The following is a 26,564-nucleotide window of genomic DNA, read 5'->3' as shown; positions in this document are numbered from 1 at the left end:
TATATATCGCTAGTTGTTTTTGTTCGGTAATGCCAATCATCTAGGGTGGCTATTTTTAATGTCGTTTAAAACGACAAATTACGTTGGGCTGGAAAACTCGGTTGGAGTAACGCCAATAACCTCCTTAAACGCATGAGTAAAAGAGGCCGTGCTTGAAAAGCCTAGCTTACTTGCTATTTGCTTTATGGATTTATTGCGATCTTCCAGAAGCTCCAACGCATTCATGATTCTTGCTCTTTGTCGCCACTCTCTAAAGCTAAGCTTCACTTCTTTATTAAAGAGCCTGGTGATGGTTCTGGAAGACGCATTGGCTTCATAGCAAATCTGTTCAAAGTCCCTGGATGATTGAATGTCATCAAGCGCCAACTGCGCAACTTTCTTTGCTCGAGCATCTATTGGCATCGGCAAAAATGTGGTGGCATCTTTTGCTTGGGATAACTCATTTAATGCGAGATTGACAGTAAGGTGGATTCTTTCTTGACTAGCCCTCTCGTTATAAGTTGCCAGTATCAGCTCTCTAAGTAAGCTGTTTACTTCGATTACATACACATCCTTTAGCCGTGAGTAGTTTGAGTGTTGCTTCAGCCAAGATGGCTCTATATAAATGCTTCGCATCTCAATATCAGTTAAAGCATCCACGCTATGTTCAATCATGGGCGGAATCCAAACTGCTCTTTGGGGTGGCACTAAGAATCTGCCAATGGGTGTGGTGACATTGACTAGTCCAGTAGCTACATACAAAAGCTGAGCTTGTGCGTGAGCATGAAGGCCAAGTTGATGCCCGCGCTTATATGAGCGCGGGTGGGTAATGATGTCATTACCCAATTTTGGCGGTTTGGCGATGTCTTTTGGCATTTTATCGATATGTTGCCACATTATGATGAGCAAAACAAGGAGCTACTCATGAGCCATTCCAAAATCATTTTGTATATGAACATCGCCCATTTCATAGATCACTATGCGATGTTGATCTTTGCCGCCGCTGTGATTGTGATTGCGCCGACTTTTGGAATGACTTATGGAGAGTTGCTCCCTTACGCAACTCCTGGCTTTATTGCTTTTGGCGCAGGCTCATTATTTTCAGGATGGCTTGGCGATAAGTGGAGTCGTCGCAATATGATGGCCATCTTCTTTGTGGGTATGGGTTTGGCATTGGCTGGCATTTCACTCGTTCAAACACCCATCCAATTAGGTGCGTTGTTATTGGCTGTTGGCGTTGTTGCTTCGATTTATCACCCTGTTGGAACTGCGATGCTGATATCGAATGTTGATAAGCTCGGTAAAGAAATGGGCATCAATGGAATGTGGGGGAATTTCGGTGTTGCCTCATCAGCATTGGTGACGGGAGTTATCAACGAATACTTTGGATGGCGTGCCGCCTTTTGGGTTCCTGGAATTGTTTGTTTAATTATTGGATTTTTGTTTATGCGCGATGTTCCAAGGTCGGCTGATGGTATCTCCAAGAAGTCAGCGGCAGGTACAGCCCGCGTACCTAAATCAGTCATGATCTGGGTGGTAGCCTCTTTAATCATTACGATTATTGCCAGCTCAATTACCTTTAATTCCGTCACCGTTGCTTTACCTAAAATATTTCAAGAAAGACTGTCGAACCTTACTAGTAACACTGCCGCACTGGGAACCATTACATTCTTGGTCTACTTGTTTGGCGCTTTATCGCAATACATCATTGGCCATCTACTTGATAGACATTCATTAAAGAATGTGTTCTTGCCACTAGCCTTGATGATTGTTCCCGCATTATTCCTAGCTTCTACAATGACCGACTATGGACTAATACTTTTGGCGATTGTGATTATTGCCGCAGTCTTTGGTCAGGTCACAGTCAATGACACGATGCTTGGAAAGTACACTGTGGATGAGTGGCGAGGTAGAGCGTACTCCGCGAGATACTTCTTGGGCTTTACTGCGGCAGGATTATCTGTTGGTTTGGTATCCATTTTGTACAACCAGGGTGGATTTGATTTAATGCTCAAATCAATTGCGGCATTAAGTTTGTTTACCATTCTTGGTGCGGTGATTTTTCCTCAAGAAAAGCGGGCATAAGGCAGGCTTAGGCATCCTTGGCCCTGGTTCGATTCCGCCCCAGCCAAGCTCAAACTGGGGAATATCCCATCCGTGAGGTTTGGGATATGTCGTTTAAAACGACTGAGAATTTTCCCGAAACTTCGAGCTGATGATTCCGTCGCTCTAAATAGCTGAGCTAATTCCCAGAATTGTGAACCCTACAACATAATATAAGTACGACATTAACTGGTGGCCATTCCCGGGATTAGAAGCGTTTTACTAGACTCAAGGCAATCGCAGGAGCTGTTTTGTAATTAGTTGTTAGAACGGTATTACCACTTTGATCAATCGCTGAAACGCTGCCCCCAACGTTCGCAATTGTATAAAGATCCAGCAAAGTGGTTCGATCAAATGCGTACGAGAATCGCGCAAAGATGGGAACAAATTTATTTTGTCCGACGCCGCCAGCATAGGCGCTTGAGTTACTCAGACGAAAGCGATAACTGCGATAAGCTGCACCGCCTGATATCTTAAATTGTGGCGTGACCGCATAACTCAATTCTAGACCTGCACCACCAGCAGGGCCGCCAGGAAAAGGATTATTAAGATTCCAGCGGTCGGTAATTTTCCAATCAATCACAACGAAAGGAAAAATACGATTGGTATCAATTTGCCGAAAGACTCCAGTACCCAAACCAAGATTGAGAGTGGGCGATAGTTGCTTGGAGGCATTCACAATCGTGCCATAGGTTAAAGAGTTACCGAGCTCAGCACCTTGTTCGGCATTCGACTCAATAGTAGGAATTAAATTAAGTTTCCAGTCCGAGTCAAATTTATGGGAGTAAATAAAACTGACCCCAGGGCTTTGGATAGTCCCCCAAGGATTCTTGCCGCCTAAGTTATAGGCTTGCATATTGCTCCAGTTCCAAAACTCGGTTTCATAGCGCAATGACATGCCAACCGTAGTGACTGGAGAAACATTATTTAGAAGTCCAAGTGATGCACTGGCATAAGACCAGCCAAAGCTACCCCCAGAATTTAGATTGGTATTAAATTGATTAATGCCAACCACACTGACAGATGCTTTGAGTCCAGGACTTTGAGCAATCCCAACAGGCTGGGCTAAGGAGAGAGGGGCATATCCACCAAAGAGGGCAAAGCTAGCAAAGAGGGCTAGGTATCTGAGCATTTATAGCTATCTTATTTAAATGTCCATTTGGCCCATGTAAAAAGAACATTCCCAAAACCATCACCACCGGGTACAAATGAGGTTTGAAGGCTGAGATTTTTATAGCCCAATGAACCAACGGGGAGCAAGCCAGGGAAAGGGATGTAATTAAAAATATCTTGCCGCGACATCATAAATACCGTTGCTCCTGCGCCCACTCTCCAATTTCCATTGGTAGATAAGTTCCAGGTTGGGATCCAACCATAACCAGCCATGTATTGATAAACGCCATGAGAGTCTCTGAAGGTCATGGCATAGAGCCCCTCCCAATTGCCGCGATTGTTATATAAACCTTTACCAATTCCAAGCCCCAGCGGAATATCGGTGTATTGATCTAGCTTTTCTGGAGGATAAGCGTAGGGCATATGGTAGGTATACAAAGGCAAATACCCGACCACATCACCTTGAGTCCAAATGGTTTCAACCTTGGATTTGACCGAATCTTTGAAAGATGTGTTCGCATGCACCAAAGTGATCATGCCAAACTGAAGAAATAAGAACAAAAGAAATCGCATTCGGAATTTGCCTTTATCGCCAACGCTCACCACGCTAGTTAAGCATGAATTCATAGTTAGGGTAGCCCTAATGATGTAGGGGCTTTAGTTATGGGGTTTGATAGCCAAAGGAGCGCAGTATCTCTTTGGCTTTAGGGGATTGCATAAAATCATAGAGCCGTATTGCATCAGGGGTGGGATTTTTAATGAGCACCATCCGTTGTTTAATGGACTGATAGCCTTCGGTTAGTTCAGTAGAGGAGATCTGTTTAGCAACTGAGGGAGATTTCGCAATGGAGAGGGCGGTAAAGCCAATATCAGCAGAGCCAGTCGTTACAAACATCGCTGCCATCGCAATATTGTCGGCATACACAATCTTCGAGTTTGCCAACTCCCATAAATTACTAGCTTTTAAATACTCAACACTAGCGCGACCATAAGGGGCAAGTTCAGGCTTTGCTAGAGCAATCTTGTTGGCTTTTCTAATGGCATCTGCAATTTTGTCTTTAGAGTCATCCAGAGTAATTCCCTTGCCTTTATTAGCAACCAGCGCTAATTTTCCAATCGCATAAACAGTGCCCTCATTGACCGTTTTCCCCTTTTTAAAAAGCTCGAGAGGATATTGCTCGTCAGCAGAAATAAATAAGTGAAACGGGGCGCCGTTCATGATTTGTGAGGCAAAGTTTCCGGATGAGCCATAGATGACCTTTAATTCCCCCTTATTTTCCTTCTGGAACTGATTCTGGATCTCAATAAATGCGTCTTTCATATTGGCTGCCACGACGACAAAGCTTGCTTGAGCGTGTACAAGTCCTGCAAAGAATGAACAAAAAAGAACTAGTAGGAATTTTGGAATCATGAAGTCAGTTGCCGTATTTTGAAGAGCAGCGTGAGATTAGTCTCAATCGCTAAGATTTGTTCGATTAAAGCAGCTCGCATTTTCAGATCAGCATCGCCAATCAATTGATTACGGTGGCATTGATACAACTTGAAAAACATATCCTCTGTAAGCCCAAATTGTTCCCAATCGAACATCATATTGAGTTGTGCCTCGCGTAATGCCTTTTGGGCAGACCCAGAATCGGGATGTTTGGCTTGACTCAAGAGGTGGTCTGAGTTTTTAAAAAGAGTCACCTTGAGTTCTTCAAAGCGGCGCTTGATGGTTTCATGACGAGTTCGCTCAACCTCATTCATATCAGCAAATAGTAGACGCGTAAATGCTTCAATCTCTTGATACTTTGCTTCTAAGGCATCAATCTCGGTAGACGTTTGTAAATCATGCTCTTCTAAAAACATCGAATCGTTATCCAAGTTGCTTAACAAAGCGGCCATCTTCCATTTCAGCTTTAGGCCGAACCCATAGGGTCTGGTTGCGAAGCGCTTCATAGATGTATACATCTTCTAAGTTAGCCTCTATCTTCCCTAAGCCAATTATGCGATAGTGTCCACCTGACTTGAGATGAATTAATTGGTCGCCTGCCTGAAATTTTGCTGTTGATGTCATCAGAAATTTATATGGATAGCCTATAAAATCCAAACTTTACATGGAACTTAACAAAGGTTGGTAATGAATTTATTCACTCCCGTTACGCTTGGCTTACTCTCTCTTGAAAACCGAATCTTGATGGCACCACTAACCCGGATGCGTGCGGGTGATGATGGCGTCCCAGGACCATTGGCAGCCGAGTACTATGCACAGCGTGCTTCTGCTGGCCTCATCATTAGTGAAGCAACACAGATCTCACCATTGGGTAAAGGCTATCCAGCAACCCCCGGTATTTACAGTGACTCTCAAGTGGCTGCGTGGCGGACAGTGACCGATGCAGTGCATGCGCGGGGTGGCAAAATCGTTTTGCAGTTATGGCATGTTGGGCGCATTTCTCACTCCTCACTTCATCCAGATGAAGGCTTGCCAGTTGCTCCCTCAGCCATTCAACCCGCAGGCAAGGTATATACCGCATCTTGGTCCCTGGCCGAATACGAAACTCCAAGAGCACTAACCCTTGAAGAGATTGGGCAGTTGAAGGCTGATTATGTGCATGCTGCCCATCAGGCTAAAGCCGCTGGGTTTGATGGCGTCGAGTTGCACGCAGCTAATGGTTACTTGTTAGACCAGTTTTTACAAGATCGCACGAATCAGCGCACGGATGCATATGGCGGATCGATTGCTAATCGCTGCAAATTAGTCTTAGAAATACTAGAGGCGATTATTCCGGTATGGGGTAGTGGTCGTGTCGGAATCCGTTTATCACCTTATGGCACATTCAATGACATTGCCGATTCCGATCCGAAAGCTTTATTTGCCCATTTGATCAACGCACTCAATCGATTCAATCTTTCTTATCTGCATTTGATTGAGCCACGCGCAACCACAGCGGGCGGCAGTGATCAGCTGGTGGCTGATGCGCCGCGAACAGGCCAAATGTTTCGTTCTTTATTTACTGGGAAGGTGGTGTTAGCTGGTGGTTTTGACCAAGCCAGTGCTGAGAAAGCGATTGCTGATGGCGAGGCCGATGCGATTGCATTTGGCAGACTGTTTATTGCTAATCCCGATTTGCCAAAACGCTTTGAGTTAAAAGCCCCATTAAACCCCTATCAGCGCCCCACCTTTTATGGCGGCAATGAAAAGGGTTACACCGATTATCCAGCGCTATAAGTCCATTCATTACAATGGAGGGATTGATTCTTATATGCGAACCCCCGAATAGTTATGGCCACCTATCAAACAGAGCGCGTGCTCTCTGTCAAACACTGGAACGAAAGTTTATTTAGCTTTACAACGACCCGCAATCGTGGGCTACGTTTTCGGAACGGCCATTTTTTAATGATCGGCCTTGAGGTGGACGGTAAGCCATTAGCTCGTGCCTATAGTGTAGTGAGTCCGAACTATGAGGAGCATTTGGAGTTCTTTAGTATTAAAGTACCCAATGGCCCATTAACTTCGCGACTACAGCACATTCAGGTGGGTGACCCCATTCTTGTCAGCGAGAAATCGGTTGGCACCTTGGTGATTGATGACCTCAACCCGGGAAAGCATTTATATCTATTTAGCACTGGAACCGGCTTAGCTCCATTTCTGAGTATTATTCGCGATCCAGATACCTATGAGCGGTTTGAGAAAATCGTTTTAGTTCATGGCGTGCGCGTAGTGAGTGAGCTTGCCTATCAGGACTACCTTACAAACGAATTGCCCAATGATGAGTTTTTGGGAGAGTTGGTACGTAATCAACTCATTTATTACCCCACAGTAACTCGTGAAGCCTATTCCCATACTGGCCGCTTAACTACCGCAATTGAATCCGGAAAACTGTTTACTGATATTGGATTGCCACCACTCGATCCTGCAGTGGATCGCGCCATGATCTGTGGCAGCCCTGCAATGCTGAAAGAAACCAGTGAGTTATTGGATCAACGGGGCTTTAAGGTCTCTCCATCCTCCGGAGAGCTGGGCGACTACGTCTTCGAGCGGGCTTTTGTCGAGAAGTAATCTAAAAAAGAAGCCCCTTGCGGGGCTTAAATTCAAAGGAAATAAATCAGCCTTCATTTAAGAGCAAGGCTGTCAATTTCACTATACAGATTTATCAGTAATTAAAAACCCTAGGTTAGGCCCTGTGATTTTGGTGATAAACCACTAGAATTCAGTGATCATGCGTATTGAAGATACCGATCCAGCCCGTCATAACGCCATTGAGTACCCCATGGAGGTAGGCGCACCGAAATTTGCGCCGGTTCCCATTCGCGAGGAAAAAGATAAGGCTATCAATATTGCTAGGGCGCATGCCAATCAAGAATATGAGCGCATCATGGAGCAAGCAGCCGTTTTGATGCGTCAAGCAAAAGCGCTACAAGCTCGCCTAGATGCAACTGAAATGGTTCATGCCGCCAAGTTTAGTTTTAGCCCAGTCTATGGCAAAAAATATTATTTGTATCAAGATGAGAGCGTCGGCTCTTATCGTTTGGTTCAAAACGCTCCCAGTGAATGGAGTTGCGGTATTCCAGCAGGCTGGTCTTTTTGCCAGGTGGTTCGTAAGTTAGGCGACAGTACCTGGGAAGTGGTGGAAGACTAAATCAACGAGGTGAGGATATGAAAAAGTCGGATAGCCGTTGTTGTGGATCCGGTGTTTGCATCATCAATGACGCTGGTGAGTGCTGGTGTGGCCAAAAATGGGATGGTGAAAAAATGGTTCATATGCCATTAAATCTTGATGAACCCCAAGACGAGGCCATGCAAGTCAAGCATGAAAGCAAAAACGATCAGGCCTAATTAGTTCCCTTGACGCTTTTTGTGCAGATAGACAATGGCCCGAAAGTGGGCATAGGCCATCACAACAGCTAAAACAGCGACGGAGTACTTGAGGGGAATCCGAAAGAGCATCTCTAAGAGTAGGGCAAAGAAAAATGCCCATGCCATCATGCTCAGATACGAGATGGCAATAAAAAAATCCCTTAATTTTGATCGATCCAAAAAGCGTGAATACACCATGCCGATGGGTATTAACGCAATCAATAGATACAAAACCATTCGCATTGCAGGCCACTCCTTTTGGGAAGAGTGTAAACAGTTTTGTCTTATGAGGAAATTTCGACCGGGGCTAAAGTGCTTACCTGTTGATTTGTCTCCGATGAATTTGGTATCAACGGGCAGTTTTGATGAGAGGCACAACCATGCTCAGCAGCGCAAACGGCGGCCGATTGCTTGGGGTCTAAACGGGCACCGGTTTGTTCACAAAATAATATAAGTCGCATTTTTACCTCGAGTTGATCTTAGTCTAGCAAGAGGTAGATCTGATAATTTGCGCTAGATCAAAAAATCAGTTGGTTTTGCCTGCCCAAAGGCGTCTTTCCCTCCAGGAACCGTCCGATTAGACCGCTCTCCTTGAACGATCTCTCTTTATTCGTGGGTACTATTCGAATTCCTAAATCACTCTTATACTTATTTGTCAAATATTGGAGGAGCCATGTTCTTAAAAACCATACTCAGTTGCCTTGCTGTCGGAATCACCATCATTGGATTATTAATGTTCTTTGATTCGCAAGATGCAACTGTATTTACCATCGGGATCATTAGTTATTTCCTGATCGCCTTATCGTCAAGCATCAAATGCAAATGCTTGAATTCACTTCGTTCGTAATTAACCCCCTAGGAAAGAATATGAAGATTAAATTGGCTATTGGTGTGAGTGCAGTCGTTTTGGGTTTAACGGCCTGTGGTGGCGGTCCTAAGGTCATGACCGAGCGTATGCCCGAGTCTGGATTTCTGCCAAATTACAACGTGCTGCAGGTGGTAGGTAATACGCCTAAAGATATACGGGCTTGGCGCTATATCAAGCCAGGCATTCAAGCATCGAGTTATACCGCGGTCATGATTGATCCTGTTTACTTAAATCAGACCGAGTACACCAAAGAAATTACCCCTGAGGTGATTGCACAAACCAAGAAAATTTTAGAAGAGGCGATGCGCCAAGCTGTTCAAAGACGCTCTGATATTAAGTTGGTCGATAAGCCTGGCCCTGGCGTGGCACGGGTAGCCGTTGGTATCACTGGTGCTGAGTTATCGGCTGATGGTCTTAAGCCTTGGAACTTTACCCCGATTGGATTGGCTGCGAATGCGGCTGCATTTGCAACGGGCAACAATTCAAAAACGCCTGCTTTGGTCGTTGAAAATCGCGTGACCGACAGCCAAACCAAAGAATTTATTGCGGGCGGTATGGTCGCTGTGCAGGGTGAGCCCTTCCGTCTGGGTTCAAGCTCCGTTGGCGCCTTTCAGGATATGACGCGGCGTATCGTAGTGTTTGCAATGGAGTCACCCTTAAAGCCGTTACCTGGCTCTGCGATGAAATAATTGAGACCTAGTTAGGAAACCATCCATGCGTCATTTTGTGATTCAGTGTCTGATGGTTTGTACCGGATTCTTATCCGGTGCAAGCCTTGCTCAATTACCGCCCAGTAAGACGCAAGGGGATACAACCTTTATTACTGGCGGCATTGGCAGTGATGAGTCTAGTGCCATGTTTGCGGCTGCTAAAAAGTGGTCACTACTTATTGAGATGTCGGAGATTGATGGAAGTGGCCGTGGCGTTTGGATTGCGGGTATTGATATTCGTGTGCAGAACGCCAAACAACAATCCATCCTAGAGACCGTATGCGATGGACCCTTAATGCTTCTCAATGCCCCGCCAGGACAATACACTATTGAGGCAAGTTATCAGGGCAAATTACTTAAGCGCAATGTGGTCCTCAAAGAAGGCGATCCACAAAAGCTGACCTTATTCTGGCGCCCTTAAGAAGTTCCTAAAATTGGGGGGAGGAGTTTAGTGAGAGCGGCGCGCTGACTCGTTGCTGATCCCGCCAGGGCAAAGCCGATGAGTTCAGATTGATCGTTATGAAAGAGCCCCTCAATCCCGCCGTCTAAATGCTTGATTGACCATGAGCCAGAGCTTCCTATCGGTGGAGGCGAAACAATCAAGGGCAATGCGGGCGTTTTAATCATTACCGGCATCGCTGGATAGACTAAAGATGCGTTTTGTCCAGCCAAAACCATGGTCAAGGTGCGAGCAGCTTGCATGATTGGCATTACGTACGGAAGAACCTGACCCTCAACTTCTGCGCAATCACCCAAGCTATAGATATTCTGGATGCTGGTTTCTAACTGACGATTTACAACAATCCCGCGATTAGTGGCGATGCCCGCTTCTTTGGCCAACTGAACCCTGGGGGCTAGCCCCAGTGCTGATAGCACCAGATCGGCACTGATTGATTGACCATTTCTTAATGAAATTTGTAGATGATCGCCATCGTGAGAAATCGATTGAATACTGGTTCCTAAATGCCAAAGGACACCAAGACTGGATAGCTGCTGCTCAAGTGCTTGCGCAATGGGTTTTGGCAATAGGCGACTCAAGACCTGGTCTGCAAGATCAATCACTTCAACCTGATAACCACCGAGTGCCAAATCGTTTGCAAATTCACAACCAATCAAACCCGCACCAAGAATCACTACTTTTTTCTTGCCATCAAGTTGCTTACGAAAGATGGCGTAATCATGTAAATCATTGACCGATTGAATCGCATCGCTAGCGTCCCCACCGATCGAAATGCGGATTTGATCAGCGCCAAGCGCTAGAACTAATTGGCTGTATTCAATATCAATTGATTGATCATCGCTAAGGACTACAGAAATCATTTGATGCTTCGGCTCAATCCTCTTAAGAGTTGCATGGGCATGCAAAGTGAGATTGAATTGCTCAGCCATTTTGGCTCCCGAGCTGGTGACAAGTTGCTTGGCAGATTTTTGACCAGCAATCGCAGTCGACAGCATTGGCTTGGAATAAAAATCACCCGACTCTTGGGTAATTACGGTAATGGGATGCTCTGAATTGAGCTTGCGGTATTCACGAATCAGGGTATAGGCTGCGAGGCCACTTCCGATAATAACAATTGGTTTAATCATGCGATCTAAAAATTTCTAATGTTCTGTAAAAGACAGTATTGTGAACCCAATCACATGACTGTCCAAGACTAGACATGCTTTATGGTGTGATGGCAAGCAATTCCTGAAAGGAATCAATGCTTGTAATGCCTTTGATCTGGGTCAGTTGGGGTGATTTGGGATCAATCACAAATGCTTTATCCACCAGCTTTAGCATATGGAGATCATTGAGATTATCCCCAATGGCCCAAACCTCTTTAAAGCTAGGCTTAGATTTCTTGGTCAGAAAGCGATTGGCGACATGGCTTTTGCACGCCAGCAATCGATCGCTAGACCCGTCGGGCAGAAAATCAGAATTAATGCGAAGTTGGCCCGTGCAGATATCATTTTGGAAGTGGAGGACATGTGCAATCGCAAAATCTGCAAAGATCCGACGCCTCATAATTTCAGCGGCAATAAAGTAGCTATCAGAAACAATCCCAACCATGAAGCCCTGGCGTTTCATCTCATTGACTAACTCAATGACCCCTGGACGAATCGGTAATCCCATTGCCACTTTTTCAAATTGATTGCGATGGGTGAACTTAAAAATCTCCGCTATTTTTTGACTACGGGTACCCGAATCATCTTGGGGGTTGTCTAATAAAGCGTTTAAGGTTTCGTGGGTATTGGTAAATTTGGCTAAATCGACAACAAATCGGTTGGGTGTAATCGTGCCATCCATATCCAGCAGTAGGACTTTGTCACGATTTTTTTGGCGCGAGATGATGAAATCAAAGGAAGCTGATGCTTGGCGTTGCATTTCATACATTTCACTAATTTGCTCAACGTGCAGACGCCCAGCCTCTTTCGAATAGAAATGAATGACTCTGGCCACTTCATTGGCCATATACGTTAGATCATGGAGTGGCTGACTCTCATGCTCTAAGGAGCCAATATCCACTTCTGCGATACGCGCACCTTTCTGGAATGCGCCCAATAAAAGTCCAATATCAACCCCGTAGCCATTTTCAAAGTGCAGGTTTTTGAGGAGACTTGCCTTGGCAGCAATGATTCCACCGAGGGGTTGGTTAATGTGGGCAAGTTCCGGAAAGAAAACTTTCAACATGGGTTTTGCCGTTAGTTCTGTTACCCGACCCCCACCTCGGCCAAATTTGGCTTTCACAAAATCGGCCCGATCTTTTTGCAATGGCTCAAGCATGGCTGCGACTAGGTTCTCATTGAGGTCTTTTAAGTCACCATCCAAATAAAGAATGTACTCATGCTGGGCAACCATTAGGCCATCATGCATGGACGCACCTTTGCCTAGCATGGAACTCCGTATTACTCGGGCTCCTGACTGCTTGGCTAGTTCAGCAGTTCGATCAATCGAACTATCGTCAACCACAATGACTTCTTTGGTCAACTTATCTTTAAGCGCAAAGGCAATCACCGAGGATATTTGCCTCTCTTCATTGAGCGCTGGAATGATGACACTCAATGAGATTGCTTGAGGTTTACTCGACTCTTTCTTGCGATCAGGCTGGATTAGTTTTGCTGGAAACAAACGTTCACTTTGAACGCGAAGATAATGCTTGAACCGTTTCCATAGCCGCATTAGGAAAATAAACATATTTTCTCCTGCTGATTTTTGGATGGTCAGTATACCGACATCTTCTGTCAATTTTGCTTGACACCCAAGCAAAACATGAGATGCATTGCTAAGTAAATGAATTTACTTAGATTTAAATTTCTTCCAAAGTTCTTTCAGAAAAATCCAAAGCGCAGGCAAGCCAGGAATAATGATCATTGCGAGCGCAACGATTGAGAAATTACTCTTCACCCACGGATGCTCGCCGATCAAAAAACCAAGGCCTGTTAGGCTGCAGACCCAGATGATGCCGCCAATAATGTTATAGAAAACAAATACGGGGTAGCGCATCTGAGCGACGCCGGCCACAAAGGGGGCAAACGTTCTGACAAATGGCAAAAATCGACCAATCACAATGGTGATGGGGCCGTACTTTTCATAAAAGGCATGTGCTTGATCAAAGGCTTTCTTATTAAACCAGCGTGAGTTTTCCCAAGAGAAGACTTTGTTGCCCACAAAACGCCCAACCGAGTAGTTCACGGCATCACCCAAAATGGCCGCACTGGTCAGTAAGACCATGAGTACCGGAAGACTTAGATCACCCGCTGCAGTGAGTGCGCCTGCGACAAAGAGCAAGGAGTCGCCGGGCAGAAAGGGCATGATGACAAGCCCAGTTTCAACAAAAATGATCGTAAAGAGCAGAACATAGATCCAGGTGCCCCATTGATTGGCAATGAGTGCCAAGTTCTTATCAAGATTGAGAAATAAATCGATGAGGTAAGAAAAGTCCAAGATTAGCCTTTAATGTATTGCTGGCATTGTAATGATATTGGCTGATGATGAAAAAGCTCTAGAATGCAGCTATGCAATACATATTTACTTTTATCCAAATCACTTTTGGTTTGTGGGTGGTCTTTAATCTTTACCAACTCGTGGTGAGTTTCTATCGATGGCGTAATGACCCGAATCCAGATTACACCTTTTTAATCTTTTTGCAGGAGCGTTTAGGGGCTCTAGGAAATACCTTTGTGCACACCTTTGTCTACACAATACTGGCGATCGGTGCTGGCTATTTAATCTACGAATTTATTGCAATGCTCATGGAGTAGTTTTGATATTTGGTAGTAGAGCATTTAAGTTTTCTCCGCTATACCGTGGTTTAAGACCAATTTCTTCAAAAGGTAGCAAATAACGATTGACCCAAAAGGTATCAAATCCAAACCAGTTGGCACCAATAATGTCCCAGGCATTACAGGATATAAATAACACCTGATCTTTTGCTACGGAGAAGTGCTTAAGAACCAATTGATAACTGGCAGGTGTAATTTTGAACTGCCGTGCTTCGTCAACTGAGATCACTGCATCAAAATATTCCTTGAGCTGACTATGGCCAAGGGCTGTCGATAGCATTTCGGTGTTGCCGTTTGATAGTACACAGGTTTTTAAACCCATTCTTTTTACTTCCCCAAGCACCTGCTTAGATTCTGTAAATGGATCTAAATGGGCGTATTGCTGAAGTAACTGGGCCTCATTTTCCCTCGTAAGATTGAGCTTGAGTTGCTTACAACTAAAACGCAATGCTGCAATGGTGATATCCCAAAACGACTGATAGTGTTGACTACCCTCTGCATTTGGATCTGCTAGGGAGATCAGGCGTGTGTATTCGAGCTGTTTATCCCGCCAGAGCTGCGATAAGGATTTTCCATGCCCCGGAAACAATTGCTCAGCACGCGCCGCAACCGCAAACACATCCAGCAGGGTTCCATAGGCATCAAACGCAATTAGTTGGTATTTCACGGGCGGAGTAGTTGACTAGAAATCAAGGTAAATAAGCGAATAATCTTATTGTATTGATTCAAGAGTACATCGTGTTCATAATGAAATGGTACCGATACATAACGTAAGCGAGGTATTCACTCAATGGAATCCACAGATCTACAAAAAGTGACTCCCATATCGTACAGCCTTGTACAAAACCTACGTCAGCAGTTAATGCGCGTACTACCTTTTTCAAAAATGGCAGAGCAGGACGTCGATTTCTTCTTGCGCCATTCTGTTGAATCGTACTTTGCTCCCGAAGAAATTATTCTTTCTCCAGCAGACGGTGTACCAAAGATGCTGTATCTCATTCGACAAGGGAGGGTATCGGGTCGCCGTTTGATTCCTGGTTTTGAAGAGACTGGATTTGAGCTGGACCCGGGCGATCTGTTGGCAGTTAGCGCATGTTATGGAGGGCTTCCAAGCACAGTGAAGTACGTGGCAATCGATGACTGTTTTTGCTTAGCCTTACCGATAGAGCGTATGCATGAGCTCGCTAAGCGATCCAAGCCCTTCAGTGACTTTTTAAATAACCGTATCTTGAAGCTCCTTGAGGAATCCAGAACGGCTTTGCGCAATAGTTTTGCTTCTCAAGCATTAACCGAACAGTCACTTGAAAGTCCAATGCGAGATCTAGCACTCAAGAGGCCGATTTCCGTTCGTCCCGACACCCCGTTGAAGGTTGCTTTGCAATTAATTCATGATAAAAAAGTGGGCTCTGTTTTGGTGGTGGATGAGGGCGGAACTATTGTCGGTATCTTGACCCGCTACGATATCTTGAGTCGGGTAACGCTTGCCCAAGTTTCCCTCGAAATACCGATATCTCAAGTCATGTCGCGTGATGTTAAAACTATATCCATTGACGATACTGCTGAGACCGCTGGCCTTACGATGTCGCGTTATCACATTCGTCACTTACCAGTGTTGCGCGGCAAGGAACTGGTTGGCATTATTTCGGAGCGTGATTTATTTTCTTTGCAGCGTTTATCACTCAACAATATCAGCAGTTCAATCCGGTCGGCCGAAGATGTGGATAGTTTAAAAGAATGCGCTAGCAATATACGTAAATTTGCGCGCAATCTTTTAGGTCAGGGTGTGCAAGCGCGTCAATTAACCGCCTTGATTAGTCACCTCAATGATGTATTAACGGCACAACTGATTGCTAACTTTGCCAAGCAACATGATTTGAGTATGGACCGATTTGCATGGATCTCGCTTGGTTCGGAGGGTCGAAGCGAACAAACGATTGCGACTGATCAAGATAACGCACTTATTTTGATGGATTCTGAGATTTCCCACAAAGCACGCTATCTTGCCTTTGCCAAAGACGTTAATCATGCTCTTGACGCGTGTGGTTACCCTTTATGTAAGGGCAATATCATGGCAAGCAACCCTGAGCTTTGCATTAGCCAACAGGAGTGGTTGCAACGCTTTGCACGTTGGATTGAACAAGGTAATCCAGAGGATCTTCTTAATGCCAGCATCTTCTTTGACTTTAGAGCGCTTGCTGGTAATGAGTCTTTGCTTGAGCCATTACGCAATTACGTTGTGAAGCACGCAGAGGCTACCCCACGATTTATTAAATTATTGGTTGAAAATTCTTTGCAGTGGAAAGTGCCATTTAATTGGTTTGGTAGTCTAGAAACCAAAGAACTTGATGGGAAGAAAACCATCGATATTAAGTTACAGGGCACAGCGATTATGGTTGACTGCGCCCGAATCTATTCATTGGCCCATGGTATTAGTGCCGTCAATACACGTGAGCGACTCGCTGCAATTGGCCGTGCATTAAAGCTCAATGAATCAGAGAGCATTGCATGGATTGCAGCCTTTGAGTATTTACAAACCTTACGCTTAGCTGCGCAAATTGATGGCCACGCGATCGGCGGCAATCCCAATGCAGTAGATGTAGAGCAATTAAATTCGGTTGATAAGACCATTCTGCGGGAGTCATTATCTGAAGTGCGCAATCTGCAACAGCGTTTAGAGCTTGATTATGTTCGCTAGTTTATTGGCGCGTTTTGGTTTTTCATCACCAGTGCCTGAACCCAATCGCTGGGTTGTACTCGATGTTGAAACCACTGGCCTTGATCCCCATCGCGATCGACTATTAGCGATTGCGGCGATTGCTGTCGAGGTGGGGCCAGGCTTTACTCGGCCCTCGATTATTTTGGGAGATAGTTACGAAGCCGTTCTCCGCCAAGAGTTTGCATCCGATAAGGACAATATATTGGTGCATCACATTGGCGCAGGGGCTCAAAAGCAAGGTAGACCAGCCGTTGAGGTGTTAGAGGAGTTTCGTCACTGGGTTGGTGATTCTCCCTTGTTAGCATTTCATGCGCCTTTTGATCACGCCATGATTAATCGTGCATATCAGCAACTTCACTTACCACCATTGAGTAATGATTGGATTGATATTGAGCCTTTAGCTGCTTTATCAGGATTAAAGCCAAAGGCACGTGCTTTAGACGATTGGCTGTCACACTTTGGAATTGAGTGCGCAGTTCGCCATCAAGCAGCGGCCGATACTTTGGCAACCTGTGAGTTACTGCTTTGCCTATGGAGCTCAATTACACGCGAGGCGAATAGCCTTAAAGCGCTCAAAACCCTGGCCAAGCACGGGGCTTGGATTCCTAGAACGTAAGCTTAGATTGACATACCTAGGGTAAGTACTAGATCCCAAGGGATTTATTTATCACGACCTAGGGTAAGCACCGATTTGGGTGTTTTTGCACCCCAACCATAATCCCCATTGGTTTTTTCACTAAGCTCTATAAGGCTTTCCGTGCTTTTATTTCTGAACATCGCTCAATTACTTTTATATATTGGCGGCCTAGCTCTCATTGGCCAAGGGTTGTTGTATGTTTTAACTGGAGTAAAGCGGGAAACCAATCTCTTTTATCAGCTATTCCAAATCGTGAATAAGCCATGGACAAGTGTGGCGCGTTTTATCTCGCCAAAGCAAATTGCGGACCATCAAATTCCGTTTGTTGCCTTCTGTATTGTCGCGGTCTTATACATTGCTGTGACCCTGGCCAAAATTGAGCATTGCGTCACGATTGGGGTTGAGCTATGTCAGTAAGCCACAATTTACGCTGGTATCTCTTTAAGTGGCGAGCCTCTGCATTCATCCTATTTGGCTTGCAGCAGCAAGCAATGATGGTGTTTGAAGAAATGCTGCGTGAATACCCAAATGATCCCTATGTACTCTCGAGCCTTGCTTATTTAAAAACTCAAGCAGGGGATAAAGAGGGCGCAATCGCTTTTTATAAAAGGGTTGTACAGCGCTCAGATGCCCCAGCCTACTCTTGGTACAACCTTGCTTACTTACAAGAAGAATTGGGTCAAGTGGAGGATGCCGAGTTCAGTTTTCGTAAAGCGCTCAAGCTAGACGAGAAGATGGATCTAGCCTGGTACGGATTAGGGCTAACCCTAATTCAGCAGCGTCGTTTTGATGAAGCCATCAAGGCTTTGAAGAAAAATACTCAGCTTCAGCCCATGAGTCCCTATGGTTGGTACCAATTAGCAAGGGTTTATGTGGATCGCCAAGAACCCGAAGAAGCAGTAAAAATCATCAGGCATTTAAAAGAATTTGAGCCGAAATTTGCTAAGCAGTTGGAGCGGGAGACTGGTCTAACTGCTTAGCACAATGAAGTAGAAGTACGAAGTTTGATGTAGATGTTTTTAATAACCTAAGGAGAAACTGTTATGCAATTAACAGAATCGCATAAACAATATTGGTCAAAGAACCTACGCATATCAGCTCTGCTGTTGGCGATTTGGTTTATTGTGACCTTTGTTGTTGGCTATAACGCGCGGGACTTAAATTTCAATTTCTTTGGTTGGCCCTTTAGTTTTTGGGTTGGAGCCCAAGGAGCATTGGTAATTTATGTGCTGATCATTGCTTACTACGCACACTACATGAATAATCTTGATAAAGAATATGACTGTGCTGAAGTGGAGGAAGATTAATCATGGCTGGAATGACACCTGGTGATGGTAGTGTTTTTGGCGGCGGCGGCAGTAATGCCGACTTTAAAAAGAAGCTAAACAAAGTCTATGGTTTTTATACCCTCGGCTTCCTTGCATTTGTAGTTATTCTTGGAATTGCTGAAGCAATGGGAATGGCTCGCGCCACCATTGGTTACGTTTTCCTTGGCGCAACCGTGTTGCTTTATGCCGGTATCGGCGTAATGAGTCGAACAAATGATGCTGCAGAATACTATGTAGCTGGTCGACGAGTGCCCGCGGTTTACAACGGTATGGCAACAGGCTCGGACTGGATGTCGGCAGCGTCGTTTATCGGTATGGCAGGTACTTTGTACCTCACTGGTTACGGCGGCTTAGCCTTCATTATGGGTTGGACTGGTGGCTACTGCTTAGTGGCATTGTTCTTGGCACCATACCTGCGTAAGTTCGGTCAATTTACGATCCCTGACTTTTTGGGCGCTCGTTATGACGGTAACTTACCTCGTTTCATTGGTATTTTGGCCGCGATTCTGGTCTCGTTCGTATACGTGGTTGCGCAGATTTACGGTGTTGGTTTGATTACCACCCGTTTGGCTGGCGTACCATTTGAGCTTGGTATTTTCTTAGGCTTGGCTGGTATTTTGGTTTGCTCGTTCTTGGGTGGTATGCGTGCCGTGACCTGGACACAGGTTGCACAGTACATCATCTTAATCATTGCTTACATGATTCCAGTGGTCTGGTTATCCATGAAGCAAACTAGCTTCCCAATTCCACAACTGATCTATGGTCAGCAATTGGAAAAAGTGACCGCTAAAGAAGCTGAGCTCATCAAGGATCCGAAAGAGCTGGAAGTTCGTGCAATTTTCAAAGCACGTGCTGATGCACTTGCTGAGAAATTAAAGGACGTTCCTGCCGCTTTGGCTGCTGACAAGGCTGCTGCGGAGAAGAAAGTGGCTGATCTGAAAGCAGCGAATGCGCCTGCCGAAGAAATTGCTGCTGCTGAAAAAGCGTTAGCTGCCGTTCCAAAAGATGCGGAAGCTGCTAAGAAAGCTTGGACAGCGCAACGCACCAGCGCAAATAATCGTTCGAACCCATTAGCGAATATGCCACGGCATGCACAGCAGTTTGCTGGTGATCCGAATGGTGATGAGAAGGCTCGCACCGCATTTGATACATCGCGTCGTAATTTCTTAGCGTTGATCTTCTGTTTGATGTTAGGTACTGCGGCATTGCCACACATCCTGATGCGCTTTTACACCACACCATCGGTGAAAGCTGCGCGTGAGTCTGTGACCTGGTCGCTGTTCTTCATTTTCTTGCTCTACTTCACTGCACCTGCCTTGGCAGTCTTGGTGAAATACGAGGTCTTCACGGTCTTGGTGGGAACGCCGTTTGATAAGCTACCAGCCTGGATTGCAGCGTGGTCGAAAGTTGACCCATCCTTGCTCTCCGTTGCTGATATCAATAAGGACGGTATCTTCCAATTGGCTGAGATGACCATTGGTGGTGACATCATCGTGTTGGCGACCCCAGAAATTGCGGGCTTACCATACGTGATCTCCGGAATGGTGGCAGCGGGTGGTTTAGCTGCTGCGCTTTCAACCGCTGACGGCTTGTTGTTGACCATTGCAAACGCTTTGTCCCATGACTTGTACTACAAGATGATCGATCCAAATGCTCCTGCTTCACGGCGCGTAGCGATTTCGAAAGCCTTGTTGTTGATCGTGGCCTTAGCGGCTGCCTATGTGGCTGCCCAAAAACCAGCAGACATTCTGTTCTTAGTAGGTGCGGCGTTCTCCTTTGCTGCAGCCTCATTCTTCCCAGCACTTACCTTGGGTATTTTCTGGAAGCGTGCAACTAAGGCAGGTGCTTGCGTTGGTATGGTGGCTGGTCTTGCAATTACCTTCTACTACATGGCAACCACACAACCATGGATGCGCGGAATTTTTGGCGTCACTTCCCCAGTTGAACTCTGGTGGGGTATTCAGCCAATCTCTGCCGGTCTCTTTGGTGTACCGGTTGGCTTTGCAGTGATTATCTTGGTGAGCTTGGTAACCCCAGCTCCACGTAAAGATATTCAGGACTTGGTTGATCACGTACGTTACCCAACGTTGCGTGGTGATACCATGAACACCACAGCAAACTAAGCTAGTTTGTTGGTTCTCGAAACCCGCTCTTCGGAGCGGGTTTTTTTATTCCTCTTTGTGAAAAATGGGGTTTGTGCAAGGGTCACAAAACTCCTCTATGCTTGGTGGCATGAAATGGACTCTTTACCCAACCCTCTGTCTTGTGCTTGCCCTTTTGGGGCCAAGCTGGGTATTTGCGAGTGCGTCAAGTACCAAATCCCCGGTTTATCGCTACATTGAGAGCGCTAGCCTCCAGGGTCAGGGCCGACTCACATTTTGGGGTTTTGACGTCTACGACGCCCGCTACTATGTGGCTGATCCCAAAGGCCAAAATGGCTTTGCCTTGGAAATTCATTACATTCGATCCTTTAAAGGTGCTGATTTAGCCAAGCGCACGATCGATGAAATGACCCGCTTAGGTGTTTCTGAAAAGCAGCGCACGATTTGGTTGCAAAGCCTCGAGAAACTCTTTCCAGATATTGCCTCGGGTGACACCTTAGTTGGCATTCATCTTCCCGATCGTGGTACTTTATTCCTGCACAATGGCAAACCAATTGGTGATATTCCTGGCGATGCATTTGCCAAAGCCTTTTTTGGAATCTGGCTTGATGAGCGCACCAGCGTACCGAAGTTACGTTCCGCACTGATTGCGACTCGTTGCCCTCCTGCTTTAATTGCTGCAAACTGCCCGAATCCTTAATTCTTCACTTGGTGCTCATTATGTTCACTAGACTCAAGCGTCTACTAACCATTTCTTTGATTTCTGTTCTAACTCTTGGTTTGGTTTCTTGTTCAAGCCCAAGTGTGCAGATGTATAGCAAAGAGGTCCCCAAGTTGGATTTGGCAAGCTACTTTGATGGCGAGATTGATGCCTACGGAATCTTTACCAATCGCAGTGGCGAGGTTGTTAAACGCTTTAAAGTCCTCATTAAAGCCAAATGGGAAGTCAAGGATGGCAAAAAGGTTGGTGTTTTGGATGAAGATTTTGTTTACTCCGATGGTACTAAGCAAAAGCGTATTTGGACGCTTACTGAGGTGGCCCCTGGCCGTTACAGTGGAACAGCCAGTGATGTGATTGGCGAAGCGGTGGGCGAGTTAGCGGGCAATGCGCTCAATTGGCGCTATACCTTGGCCCTGCCAGTGGACGGTAAAACCTATCACGTGCAATTTAATGATTGGATGTATTTGATGGACGATAAGGTGATGCTCAATAAAGCTGAAATGAGTAAGTTCGGGATTTATTTGGGTGAGGTCACCTTAGCTTTCTATAAGCGCTAGATTGAAGATTGTGAATCTAGCAATTACTCGGGGTACTTGGCGCAAGATCTGGAACTTTGTTTTGTTCCAGCTTGGTTGGTTTGCTTGCATCTTGGGTGCTGCTCACCATCAATTGGGTTTAGCACTCGCGATCGCACTCCTTTGTATCGGGGTTTATCTGTGGTTACATCGAAATGCCCGGAGTGAACACGAGCTACTGCTCAAAGTATTCATTTATGGCCTAATTGCTGACACGATTTTGGTTCAACTGGGCTGGATTCAGTTCGAATCCGATTTTCCATTTGCGGCAATTTCACCGGTTTGGATGTGGGCGCTATGGCTGGTCTTTGCCACCACCCTAAAAGAGTCGATGTCTTGGCTACAGGGAAAAAATAGCTTAGCCGCTGTATTGGGCGCAATTGCTGGGCCTCTATGCTATGAGGCGGGGGTACGCCTTGGGGCAGCAACTTGGCCAAACTCGGAGACACAGGTTTTTGCTCTGGTCTACTTGGCCGTTGTTTGGGCGATTGCGATGCCGGTATTTCTATACTTCGCTAAAGAAAAGTAATATTTATATATAAATCAAATACTTATAAGTAAATAAGTACTTACTTAACTGAATATAAAGCCAATCGTACCAATAAATCAGAAATGCCTACTTGCAAACAATACTGTTTTTATATACAGTAAGCGTACAGTATGAATTTCAGGAATTAAGCAAGCAAAACCGAACCGATATCTAGAAAAGGATGGCCATGGACGACAAGAAAAAATCAGCCTCATCAGAGTTTGCAGGGATGAGTGGCGAGAAGCAAAAAGCACTGACGGCTGCCTTGGCCCAAATTGAAAAGCAGTTTGGTAAAGGCTCGATCATGCGTCTTGGCGATGCAGAAATTAATCAGGATATTCAGGTGGTATCGAGTGGCTCCTTGGGGCTTGATATTGCTCTGGGCGTCGGCGGCTTGGCACGTGGGCGTGTGATTGAAATCTACGGCCCAGAGTCCTCTGGCAAAACTACATTAACACTGCATGCCGTAGCTGAAATGCAAAAGCTCGGCGGCACCTGCGCATTTATTGATGCCGAGCATGCATTGGATGTGCAATATGCCGCTAAGCTGGGCGTGGATGTCAACAATCTATTAATCTCTCAACCCGATACCGGTGAGCAGGCATTGGAAATTGCCGATGCGCTAGTACGCTCAGGTTCAATTGATTTAATTGTGATCGACTCGGTCGCAGCCTTAGTTCCAAAGGCTGAGATTGAAGGCGACATGGGAGATTCATTGCCAGGCCTGCAGGCACGACTGATGAGCCAAGCCTTGCGTAAGTTAACGGGCACGATCAAGCGCACCAATTCCATGGTGATATTCATTAACCAAATTCGGATGAAGATTGGTGTGATGTTCGGCTCCCCCGAAACTACCACTGGCGGTAATGCCCTTAAGTTCTATGCCTCAATGCGTCTTGATATTCGTAGAATCGGTAGCATTAAAAAGGGTGATGATGTGATCGGTAACGAGACCCGTGTGAAGGTTGTGAAGAACAAAGTATCCCCACCATTCCGCGAAGCGATCTTTGACATCATGTATGGCTCGGGCATTTCTCGTGAAGGTGAAATCATCGATATGGGCGTTGAGGCTGAGATCGTTGAAAAATCCGGTGCCTGGTATAGCTATAACGGCGATCGTATCGGTCAGGGTAAAGATAATGTGCGCGAGTTCTTAAAAGAGAATCCTGAGATTGCGAAGGAGATCGAAGCGAAGATTCGGCAAAAGCTCGGCGTTAAGAGTGGCGGCACTCTCATTAGTGAGACCCTAGACGATGAGGAGATCGAATCCGCGAGCGCTTAATGCCAGGATCAGATCACGCTTCTAAACAAAGCCCGAGTCTCAAAGCTCGGGCTTTGCGCCTTTTATCGCGACGCGAATATAGCCGTCATGAGTTGGCGCAAAAGTTAGCGCGTTTATCCAGTCAGGCAGATGACAGTCCACCGGCTGACCTTGAAGAGCAAATTACCCAGGTCTTGAATGACTTTGAGGCCCGGGGCTGGCTATCCGATGAACGGTATGCTCAGGCCCTCGTGCGACGGCGCAGTCAGCGCTACGGTTTGCGCCGTGTGGCTGATGAGTTGCAGCGGGCCGGCATAGAGCCCGGCATGATTGCAGAGCTAAGTCATGAGCTAAGCACCTCGGAATTTGAGCGTGCCCAGGCCTTGTGGGCTCGTAAGTTTGGTGAGATTTCCTTGGACCCAAAGGAGCGTGCCAAGCAGTATCGCTTCTTGGTTTCAAAAGGCTTTAATCCAGAGCTTGTCAGCCGATTGATCAGCGGTCGCACCCCCTCCAAATAGCCAATTTGGTGCAGTGAAAATGTTAGACTTATGGGTCTTTTGAGGGCGTATTAAGCCTTTTTTGCCTTGATTTGGGTCAATGACCCAAGGGCCCCATCAAGGAAAATAGCTTTTCACGCTGGCGTTGAAATTTAATCATTCCAGGAGCTGTTATGAAAATTCATGAGTACCAAGGCAAAGAGATTCTGCGCCAATTTAATGTACCGGTACCCAATGGTATTCCAGCGTTTAGCGTTGATGAGGCAATCGAAGCCGCGAAGAAGTTAGGCGGTCCAGTTTGGGTTGTGAAAGCACAAATTCATGCAGGTGGCCGTGGCAAAGGCGGTGGCGTGAAAGTCGCCAAGAGCATGGATGAAGTGAAGCAATACGCCAGCGCAATTTTGGGCATGCAATTAAAAACCCATCAGACTGGCCCCGAAGGACAAAAAGTACGTCGTTTATTGGTTGAAGACGGCGCTGATATTAAGAAAGAGTACTACCTCGGAATTTTGACCGACCGTGCTACGCAAAAAGTAGTCGTAATGGCCTCAAGCGAGGGCGGTATGGATATCGAAGAAGTTGCTGAAAAGACTCCTGAGAAAATTATTAAAGTATTTGTTGATCCATTAGTTGGTTTAACCGATGCGCAGTGCGATCAACTCAGTAAAGGCATTGGCGTTCCTGAGGGCTCACAAGCCCAAGCTCGTGAGGTATTTAAGAATCTTTATAAAACCTATTGGGATACCGACGCATCTTTGGTGGAAATTAATCCACTCATTCTGGAGGGCAATGGAAATATCAAGGCTCTTGATGCGAAATTTAACTTTGATTCAAATGCGCTCTATCGCCATCCTGAAATCGTGGCCTACCGTGATGTGGATGAAGAGGATCCTGCTGAAATTGAAGCATCTAAATTTGATCTTGCCTACATTTCCCTTGATGGCAATATTGGTTGTTTAGTCAACGGCGCAGGCTTGGCGATGGCAACGATGGACACCATTAAATTATTTGGTGGTCAGCCAGCGAACTTTTTAGATGTAGGCGGTGGCGCAACAGCAGAGAAAGTGACTGAAGCGTTCAAGATCATGCTCAAAAACAAGAGCGTGAAAGCCATTTTGGTTAATATTTTTGGCGGCATCATGCGTTGCGATGTGATTGCCGATGGCGTAGTGACTGCGTGTAAAGCAGTCAATTTATCTGTTCCTTTGGTGGTTCGGATGAAGGGTACCAACGAAGAGTTAGGCAAAAAGATTTTGGCTGACTCGGGATTACCCATCATCAGTGCTGATTCCATGGCTGAGGCGGCAACGAAAGTTGTTGCAGCTGTGCAAGGTAAGTAAGCGACCATCTAATTTGAGGAAATCACTATGTCAATCTTGATAAATAAAAACACACGCGTTATTACCCAAGGGATTACCGGCAAGACCGGACAGTTTCATACGGAGAAGTGCCAAGAATACGCGAACGGTAAGAACTGCTTTGTGGCTGGCGTCAATCCTAAAAAAGCTGGCGAATCGATTTTTGGGATTCCGATTTTTGGAACCGTGAAAGATGCAGCCAAAGAAACCGGTGCTACGGTTTCGGTGATCTATGTTCCACCTCCAGGCGCTGCTGCAGCGATTTGGGAAGCGGTTGAGGCCGATCTCGATTTGGTTATTTGCATCACTGAAGGAATTCCGGTGCGCGACATGCTTGAAGTTCGCAACAAGATGCTACAAAAAGAAGCCAAGGGCGGTAAGAAAACTTTGTTATTAGGCCCGAATTGCCCTGGTTTGATTACTCCTGAGGAAATCAAGATCGGCATCATGCCCGGTCACATTCACCGCAAAGGTCGCATTGGGGTTGTGAGTCGCTCTGGCACCCTAACGTATGAAGCCGTGGGGCAGTTATCTGCGATTGGGCTTGGCCAGTCAACCGCGGTTGGCATTGGCGGAGATCCCATCAATGGTTTGAAGCACATCGATGTGATGAAAATGTTTAATGAAGACCCTGAGACAGATGCGGTCATTATGATCGGTGAAATTGGCGGTCCAGACGAGGTTGAGGCGGCGCGTTGGTGCAAGACCAATATGAAAAAACCCGTTGTGGGATTCATTGCAGGCGTGACAGCGCCTCCAGGCAAGCGCATGGGTCATGCGGGCGCGTTGATTTCCGGTGGTGCTGATACCGCGGATGCCAAATTAGCAGTGATGGAAGAGTGTGGCTTTAAGGTCACCAAAAACCCTTCTGAGATGGCGACTTTACTAAAAGCAATGATTTAGTTTGTGAATTCAGTTGTAATGGCAGGCGATGTTGAAATGAAATGTTTGGGTAAGTAGTTAT

The 26,564-nt window shown here is 45.9% G+C and carries 32 protein-coding genes; 21 read left to right on the top strand and 11 right to left on the bottom strand.

Annotation, left to right across the window (positions count from 1 at the left end):
• Nucleotides 1-78: 78 nt before the first annotated feature.
• Nucleotides 79-855 carry an AraC family transcriptional regulator gene (locus tag QUE66_RS08025; RefSeq protein ID WP_286223518.1) on the bottom strand — a complete coding sequence of 259 codons (777 nt, stop codon included), beginning with the start codon at nucleotides 853-855 and terminating at the stop codon, nucleotides 79-81.
• A gap of 48 nt (nucleotides 856-903) precedes the next feature.
• On the opposite strand from QUE66_RS08025, the gene QUE66_RS08020 reads away from it, so the two are divergent.
• On the top strand, nucleotides 904-2,064 hold the full coding sequence (locus QUE66_RS08020) for an MFS transporter (RefSeq protein WP_286223517.1): 1,161 nt from the start codon (nucleotides 904-906) through the stop codon (nucleotides 2,062-2,064).
• A gap of 226 nt (nucleotides 2,065-2,290) precedes the next feature.
• On the opposite strand, the gene QUE66_RS08015 is transcribed toward QUE66_RS08020, so the two are convergent.
• The 5 genes from QUE66_RS08015 to QUE66_RS07995 are packed head-to-tail and all read right to left on the bottom strand — an operon-like array spanning nucleotide 2,291 to nucleotide 5,251.
• On the bottom strand, nucleotides 2,291-3,214 hold the full coding sequence (locus QUE66_RS08015; RefSeq protein WP_286223516.1) for a DUF6268 family outer membrane beta-barrel protein: 924 nt from the start codon (nucleotides 3,212-3,214) through the stop codon (nucleotides 2,291-2,293).
• Nucleotides 3,215-3,225: 11 nt separating this feature from the next.
• Entirely contained in the window at nucleotides 3,226-3,822 is a 597-nt protein-coding gene (gene pagP / locus QUE66_RS08010; RefSeq protein ID WP_286223515.1) for a lipid IV(A) palmitoyltransferase PagP, read from the bottom strand.
• A gap of 34 nt (nucleotides 3,823-3,856) precedes the next feature.
• Nucleotides 3,857-4,606 (bottom strand): molybdate ABC transporter substrate-binding protein, encoded by a 750-nt coding sequence (modA, locus tag QUE66_RS08005; RefSeq protein WP_286223514.1) that lies wholly within the window; start codon nucleotides 4,604-4,606, stop codon nucleotides 3,857-3,859.
• Nucleotides 4,603-5,079 carry a hypothetical protein gene (locus QUE66_RS08000; protein ID WP_286223513.1) on the bottom strand — a complete coding sequence of 159 codons (477 nt, stop codon included), beginning with the start codon at nucleotides 5,077-5,079 and terminating at the stop codon, nucleotides 4,603-4,605. Before QUE66_RS08000 ends, modA begins: the two co-directional genes overlap by 4 nt.
• Nucleotides 5,051-5,251, bottom strand: a complete 201-nt coding sequence (locus QUE66_RS07995) for a hypothetical protein (protein WP_286223512.1) — start codon at nucleotides 5,249-5,251, stop codon at nucleotides 5,051-5,053. The genes QUE66_RS08000 and QUE66_RS07995 overlap by 29 nt, the downstream gene beginning before the upstream one ends.
• Nucleotides 5,252-5,314: 63 nt before the next feature.
• Between QUE66_RS07995 and QUE66_RS07990 the strand changes: the two genes are divergently transcribed.
• The 4 genes from QUE66_RS07990 to QUE66_RS07975 all read left to right on the top strand — a co-directional run bounded on the left by QUE66_RS07990 (nucleotide 5,315) and on the right by QUE66_RS07975 (nucleotide 8,011).
• Entirely contained in the window at nucleotides 5,315-6,403 is a 1,089-nt protein-coding gene (locus QUE66_RS07990) for an alkene reductase (protein WP_286223511.1), read from the top strand.
• A gap of 54 nt (nucleotides 6,404-6,457) precedes the next feature.
• Complete coding sequence (locus tag QUE66_RS07985) at nucleotides 6,458-7,234, top strand: ferredoxin--NADP reductase (protein ID WP_108509052.1); 777 nt, start codon at nucleotides 6,458-6,460, stop codon at nucleotides 7,232-7,234.
• Between the two features lie 160 nt (nucleotides 7,235-7,394).
• A complete protein-coding gene (locus QUE66_RS07980; protein ID WP_286223510.1) occupies nucleotides 7,395-7,814 on the top strand; it encodes a DUF2452 domain-containing protein in 420 nt (139 codons plus the stop codon).
• A 17-nt stretch (nucleotides 7,815-7,831) separates the two neighbouring features.
• Entirely contained in the window at nucleotides 7,832-8,011 is a 180-nt protein-coding gene (locus tag QUE66_RS07975) for a hypothetical protein (protein ID WP_286223509.1), read from the top strand.
• Here QUE66_RS07975 and QUE66_RS07970 read toward each other — a convergent pair whose 3' ends face one another.
• Nucleotides 8,012-8,275: a hypothetical protein gene (locus QUE66_RS07970; RefSeq protein WP_286223508.1), complete on the bottom strand. Its 264-nt coding sequence runs from the start codon at nucleotides 8,273-8,275 to the stop codon at nucleotides 8,012-8,014.
• A gap of 624 nt (nucleotides 8,276-8,899) precedes the next feature.
• On the opposite strand from QUE66_RS07970, the gene QUE66_RS07965 reads away from it, so the two are divergent.
• Nucleotides 8,900-9,589, top strand: coding sequence for a DUF3313 domain-containing protein (locus tag QUE66_RS07965; protein ID WP_286223507.1), 690 nt, complete (start codon nucleotides 8,900-8,902; stop codon nucleotides 9,587-9,589).
• Nucleotides 9,590-9,614: 25 nt separating this feature from the next.
• On the top strand, nucleotides 9,615-10,031 hold the full coding sequence (locus tag QUE66_RS07960; protein ID WP_286223506.1) for a carboxypeptidase regulatory-like domain-containing protein: 417 nt from the start codon (nucleotides 9,615-9,617) through the stop codon (nucleotides 10,029-10,031).
• On the opposite strand, the gene QUE66_RS07955 is transcribed toward QUE66_RS07960, so the two are convergent.
• From QUE66_RS07955 to QUE66_RS07945, 3 genes are all read right to left on the bottom strand, one after another.
• The gene (locus QUE66_RS07955; protein WP_286223505.1) at nucleotides 10,028-11,197 is read right to left on the bottom strand and encodes an FAD-dependent oxidoreductase; all 1,170 of its coding nucleotides are present in this window, start codon (nucleotides 11,195-11,197) and stop codon (nucleotides 10,028-10,030) included. The genes QUE66_RS07960 and QUE66_RS07955 overlap by 4 nt on opposite strands.
• A 79-nt stretch (nucleotides 11,198-11,276) precedes the next feature.
• Complete coding sequence (locus QUE66_RS07950) at nucleotides 11,277-12,788, bottom strand: HAD-IB family phosphatase (protein WP_286223504.1); 1,512 nt, start codon at nucleotides 12,786-12,788, stop codon at nucleotides 11,277-11,279.
• Nucleotides 12,789-12,890: 102 nt separating this feature from the next.
• Nucleotides 12,891-13,538: a VTT domain-containing protein gene (locus tag QUE66_RS07945; protein WP_458574684.1), complete on the bottom strand. Its 648-nt coding sequence runs from the start codon at nucleotides 13,536-13,538 to the stop codon at nucleotides 12,891-12,893.
• A 71-nt stretch (nucleotides 13,539-13,609) separates the two neighbouring features.
• Here QUE66_RS07945 and QUE66_RS07940 point away from each other — a divergent pair, with 71 nt between their 5' ends.
• A complete protein-coding gene (locus QUE66_RS07940; RefSeq protein ID WP_286223503.1) occupies nucleotides 13,610-13,855 on the top strand; it encodes a hypothetical protein in 246 nt (81 codons plus the stop codon).
• Here the strand turns inward: QUE66_RS07940 and QUE66_RS07935 are convergent.
• On the bottom strand, nucleotides 13,845-14,543 hold the full coding sequence (locus QUE66_RS07935; protein WP_286223502.1) for a haloacid dehalogenase type II: 699 nt from the start codon (nucleotides 14,541-14,543) through the stop codon (nucleotides 13,845-13,847). The genes QUE66_RS07940 and QUE66_RS07935 overlap by 11 nt on opposite strands.
• Before the next feature lie 123 nt (nucleotides 14,544-14,666).
• Here QUE66_RS07935 and QUE66_RS07930 point away from each other — a divergent pair, with 123 nt between their 5' ends.
• From QUE66_RS07930 to sucD, 13 genes are all read left to right on the top strand, one after another.
• A complete protein-coding gene (locus QUE66_RS07930) occupies nucleotides 14,667-16,571 on the top strand; it encodes a DUF294 nucleotidyltransferase-like domain-containing protein (protein WP_286223501.1) in 1,905 nt (634 codons plus the stop codon).
• Complete coding sequence (locus QUE66_RS07925; RefSeq protein WP_286223500.1) at nucleotides 16,561-17,208, top strand: 3'-5' exonuclease; 648 nt, start codon at nucleotides 16,561-16,563, stop codon at nucleotides 17,206-17,208. Before QUE66_RS07930 ends, QUE66_RS07925 begins: the two co-directional genes overlap by 11 nt.
• Before the next feature lie 141 nt (nucleotides 17,209-17,349).
• Nucleotides 17,350-17,646 (top strand): hypothetical protein, encoded by a 297-nt coding sequence (locus QUE66_RS07920; RefSeq protein ID WP_108509036.1) that lies wholly within the window; start codon nucleotides 17,350-17,352, stop codon nucleotides 17,644-17,646.
• A complete protein-coding gene (locus QUE66_RS07915; protein WP_286223499.1) occupies nucleotides 17,637-18,209 on the top strand; it encodes a tetratricopeptide repeat protein in 573 nt (190 codons plus the stop codon). Before QUE66_RS07920 ends, QUE66_RS07915 begins: the two co-directional genes overlap by 10 nt.
• Before the next feature lie 63 nt (nucleotides 18,210-18,272).
• A complete protein-coding gene (locus QUE66_RS07910) occupies nucleotides 18,273-18,536 on the top strand; it encodes a DUF4212 domain-containing protein (protein ID WP_286223498.1) in 264 nt (87 codons plus the stop codon).
• 2 nt (nucleotides 18,537-18,538) lie between these two features.
• Nucleotides 18,539-20,680: a sodium:solute symporter family protein gene (locus QUE66_RS07905; protein WP_286223497.1), complete on the top strand. Its 2,142-nt coding sequence runs from the start codon at nucleotides 18,539-18,541 to the stop codon at nucleotides 20,678-20,680.
• A 109-nt stretch (nucleotides 20,681-20,789) separates the two neighbouring features.
• Nucleotides 20,790-21,359 carry a chalcone isomerase family protein gene (locus QUE66_RS07900; RefSeq protein ID WP_286223496.1) on the top strand — a complete coding sequence of 190 codons (570 nt, stop codon included), beginning with the start codon at nucleotides 20,790-20,792 and terminating at the stop codon, nucleotides 21,357-21,359.
• A gap of 20 nt (nucleotides 21,360-21,379) precedes the next feature.
• Nucleotides 21,380-21,937 carry a DUF3833 domain-containing protein gene (locus tag QUE66_RS07895; protein WP_286225211.1) on the top strand — a complete coding sequence of 186 codons (558 nt, stop codon included), beginning with the start codon at nucleotides 21,380-21,382 and terminating at the stop codon, nucleotides 21,935-21,937.
• 10 nt (nucleotides 21,938-21,947) lie between these two features.
• A complete protein-coding gene (locus QUE66_RS07890; RefSeq protein WP_286224765.1) occupies nucleotides 21,948-22,484 on the top strand; it encodes a DUF2878 domain-containing protein in 537 nt (178 codons plus the stop codon).
• A 187-nt stretch (nucleotides 22,485-22,671) separates the two neighbouring features.
• The gene (gene recA, locus QUE66_RS07885) at nucleotides 22,672-23,766 is read left to right on the top strand and encodes a recombinase RecA (RefSeq protein ID WP_234409737.1); all 1,095 of its coding nucleotides are present in this window, start codon (nucleotides 22,672-22,674) and stop codon (nucleotides 23,764-23,766) included.
• On the top strand, nucleotides 23,766-24,263 hold the full coding sequence (recX, locus tag QUE66_RS07880; RefSeq protein WP_286223494.1) for a recombination regulator RecX: 498 nt from the start codon (nucleotides 23,766-23,768) through the stop codon (nucleotides 24,261-24,263). Before recA ends, recX begins: the two co-directional genes overlap by 1 nt.
• A 152-nt stretch (nucleotides 24,264-24,415) precedes the next feature.
• Entirely contained in the window at nucleotides 24,416-25,582 is a 1,167-nt protein-coding gene (sucC, locus tag QUE66_RS07875) for an ADP-forming succinate--CoA ligase subunit beta (RefSeq protein ID WP_286223493.1), read from the top strand.
• A 27-nt stretch (nucleotides 25,583-25,609) separates the two neighbouring features.
• Nucleotides 25,610-26,503: a succinate--CoA ligase subunit alpha gene (gene sucD, locus QUE66_RS07870; RefSeq protein WP_108509027.1), complete on the top strand. Its 894-nt coding sequence runs from the start codon at nucleotides 25,610-25,612 to the stop codon at nucleotides 26,501-26,503.
• Nucleotides 26,504-26,564 lie beyond the last annotated feature (61 nt).

Origin of the sequence: Polynucleobacter sp. HIN6 (genome assembly GCF_030297575.1) — a bacterium.
GTDB lineage: Bacteria > Pseudomonadota > Gammaproteobacteria > Burkholderiales > Burkholderiaceae > Polynucleobacter.
This window is presented reverse-complemented; position numbering and strand designations above follow the sequence as displayed.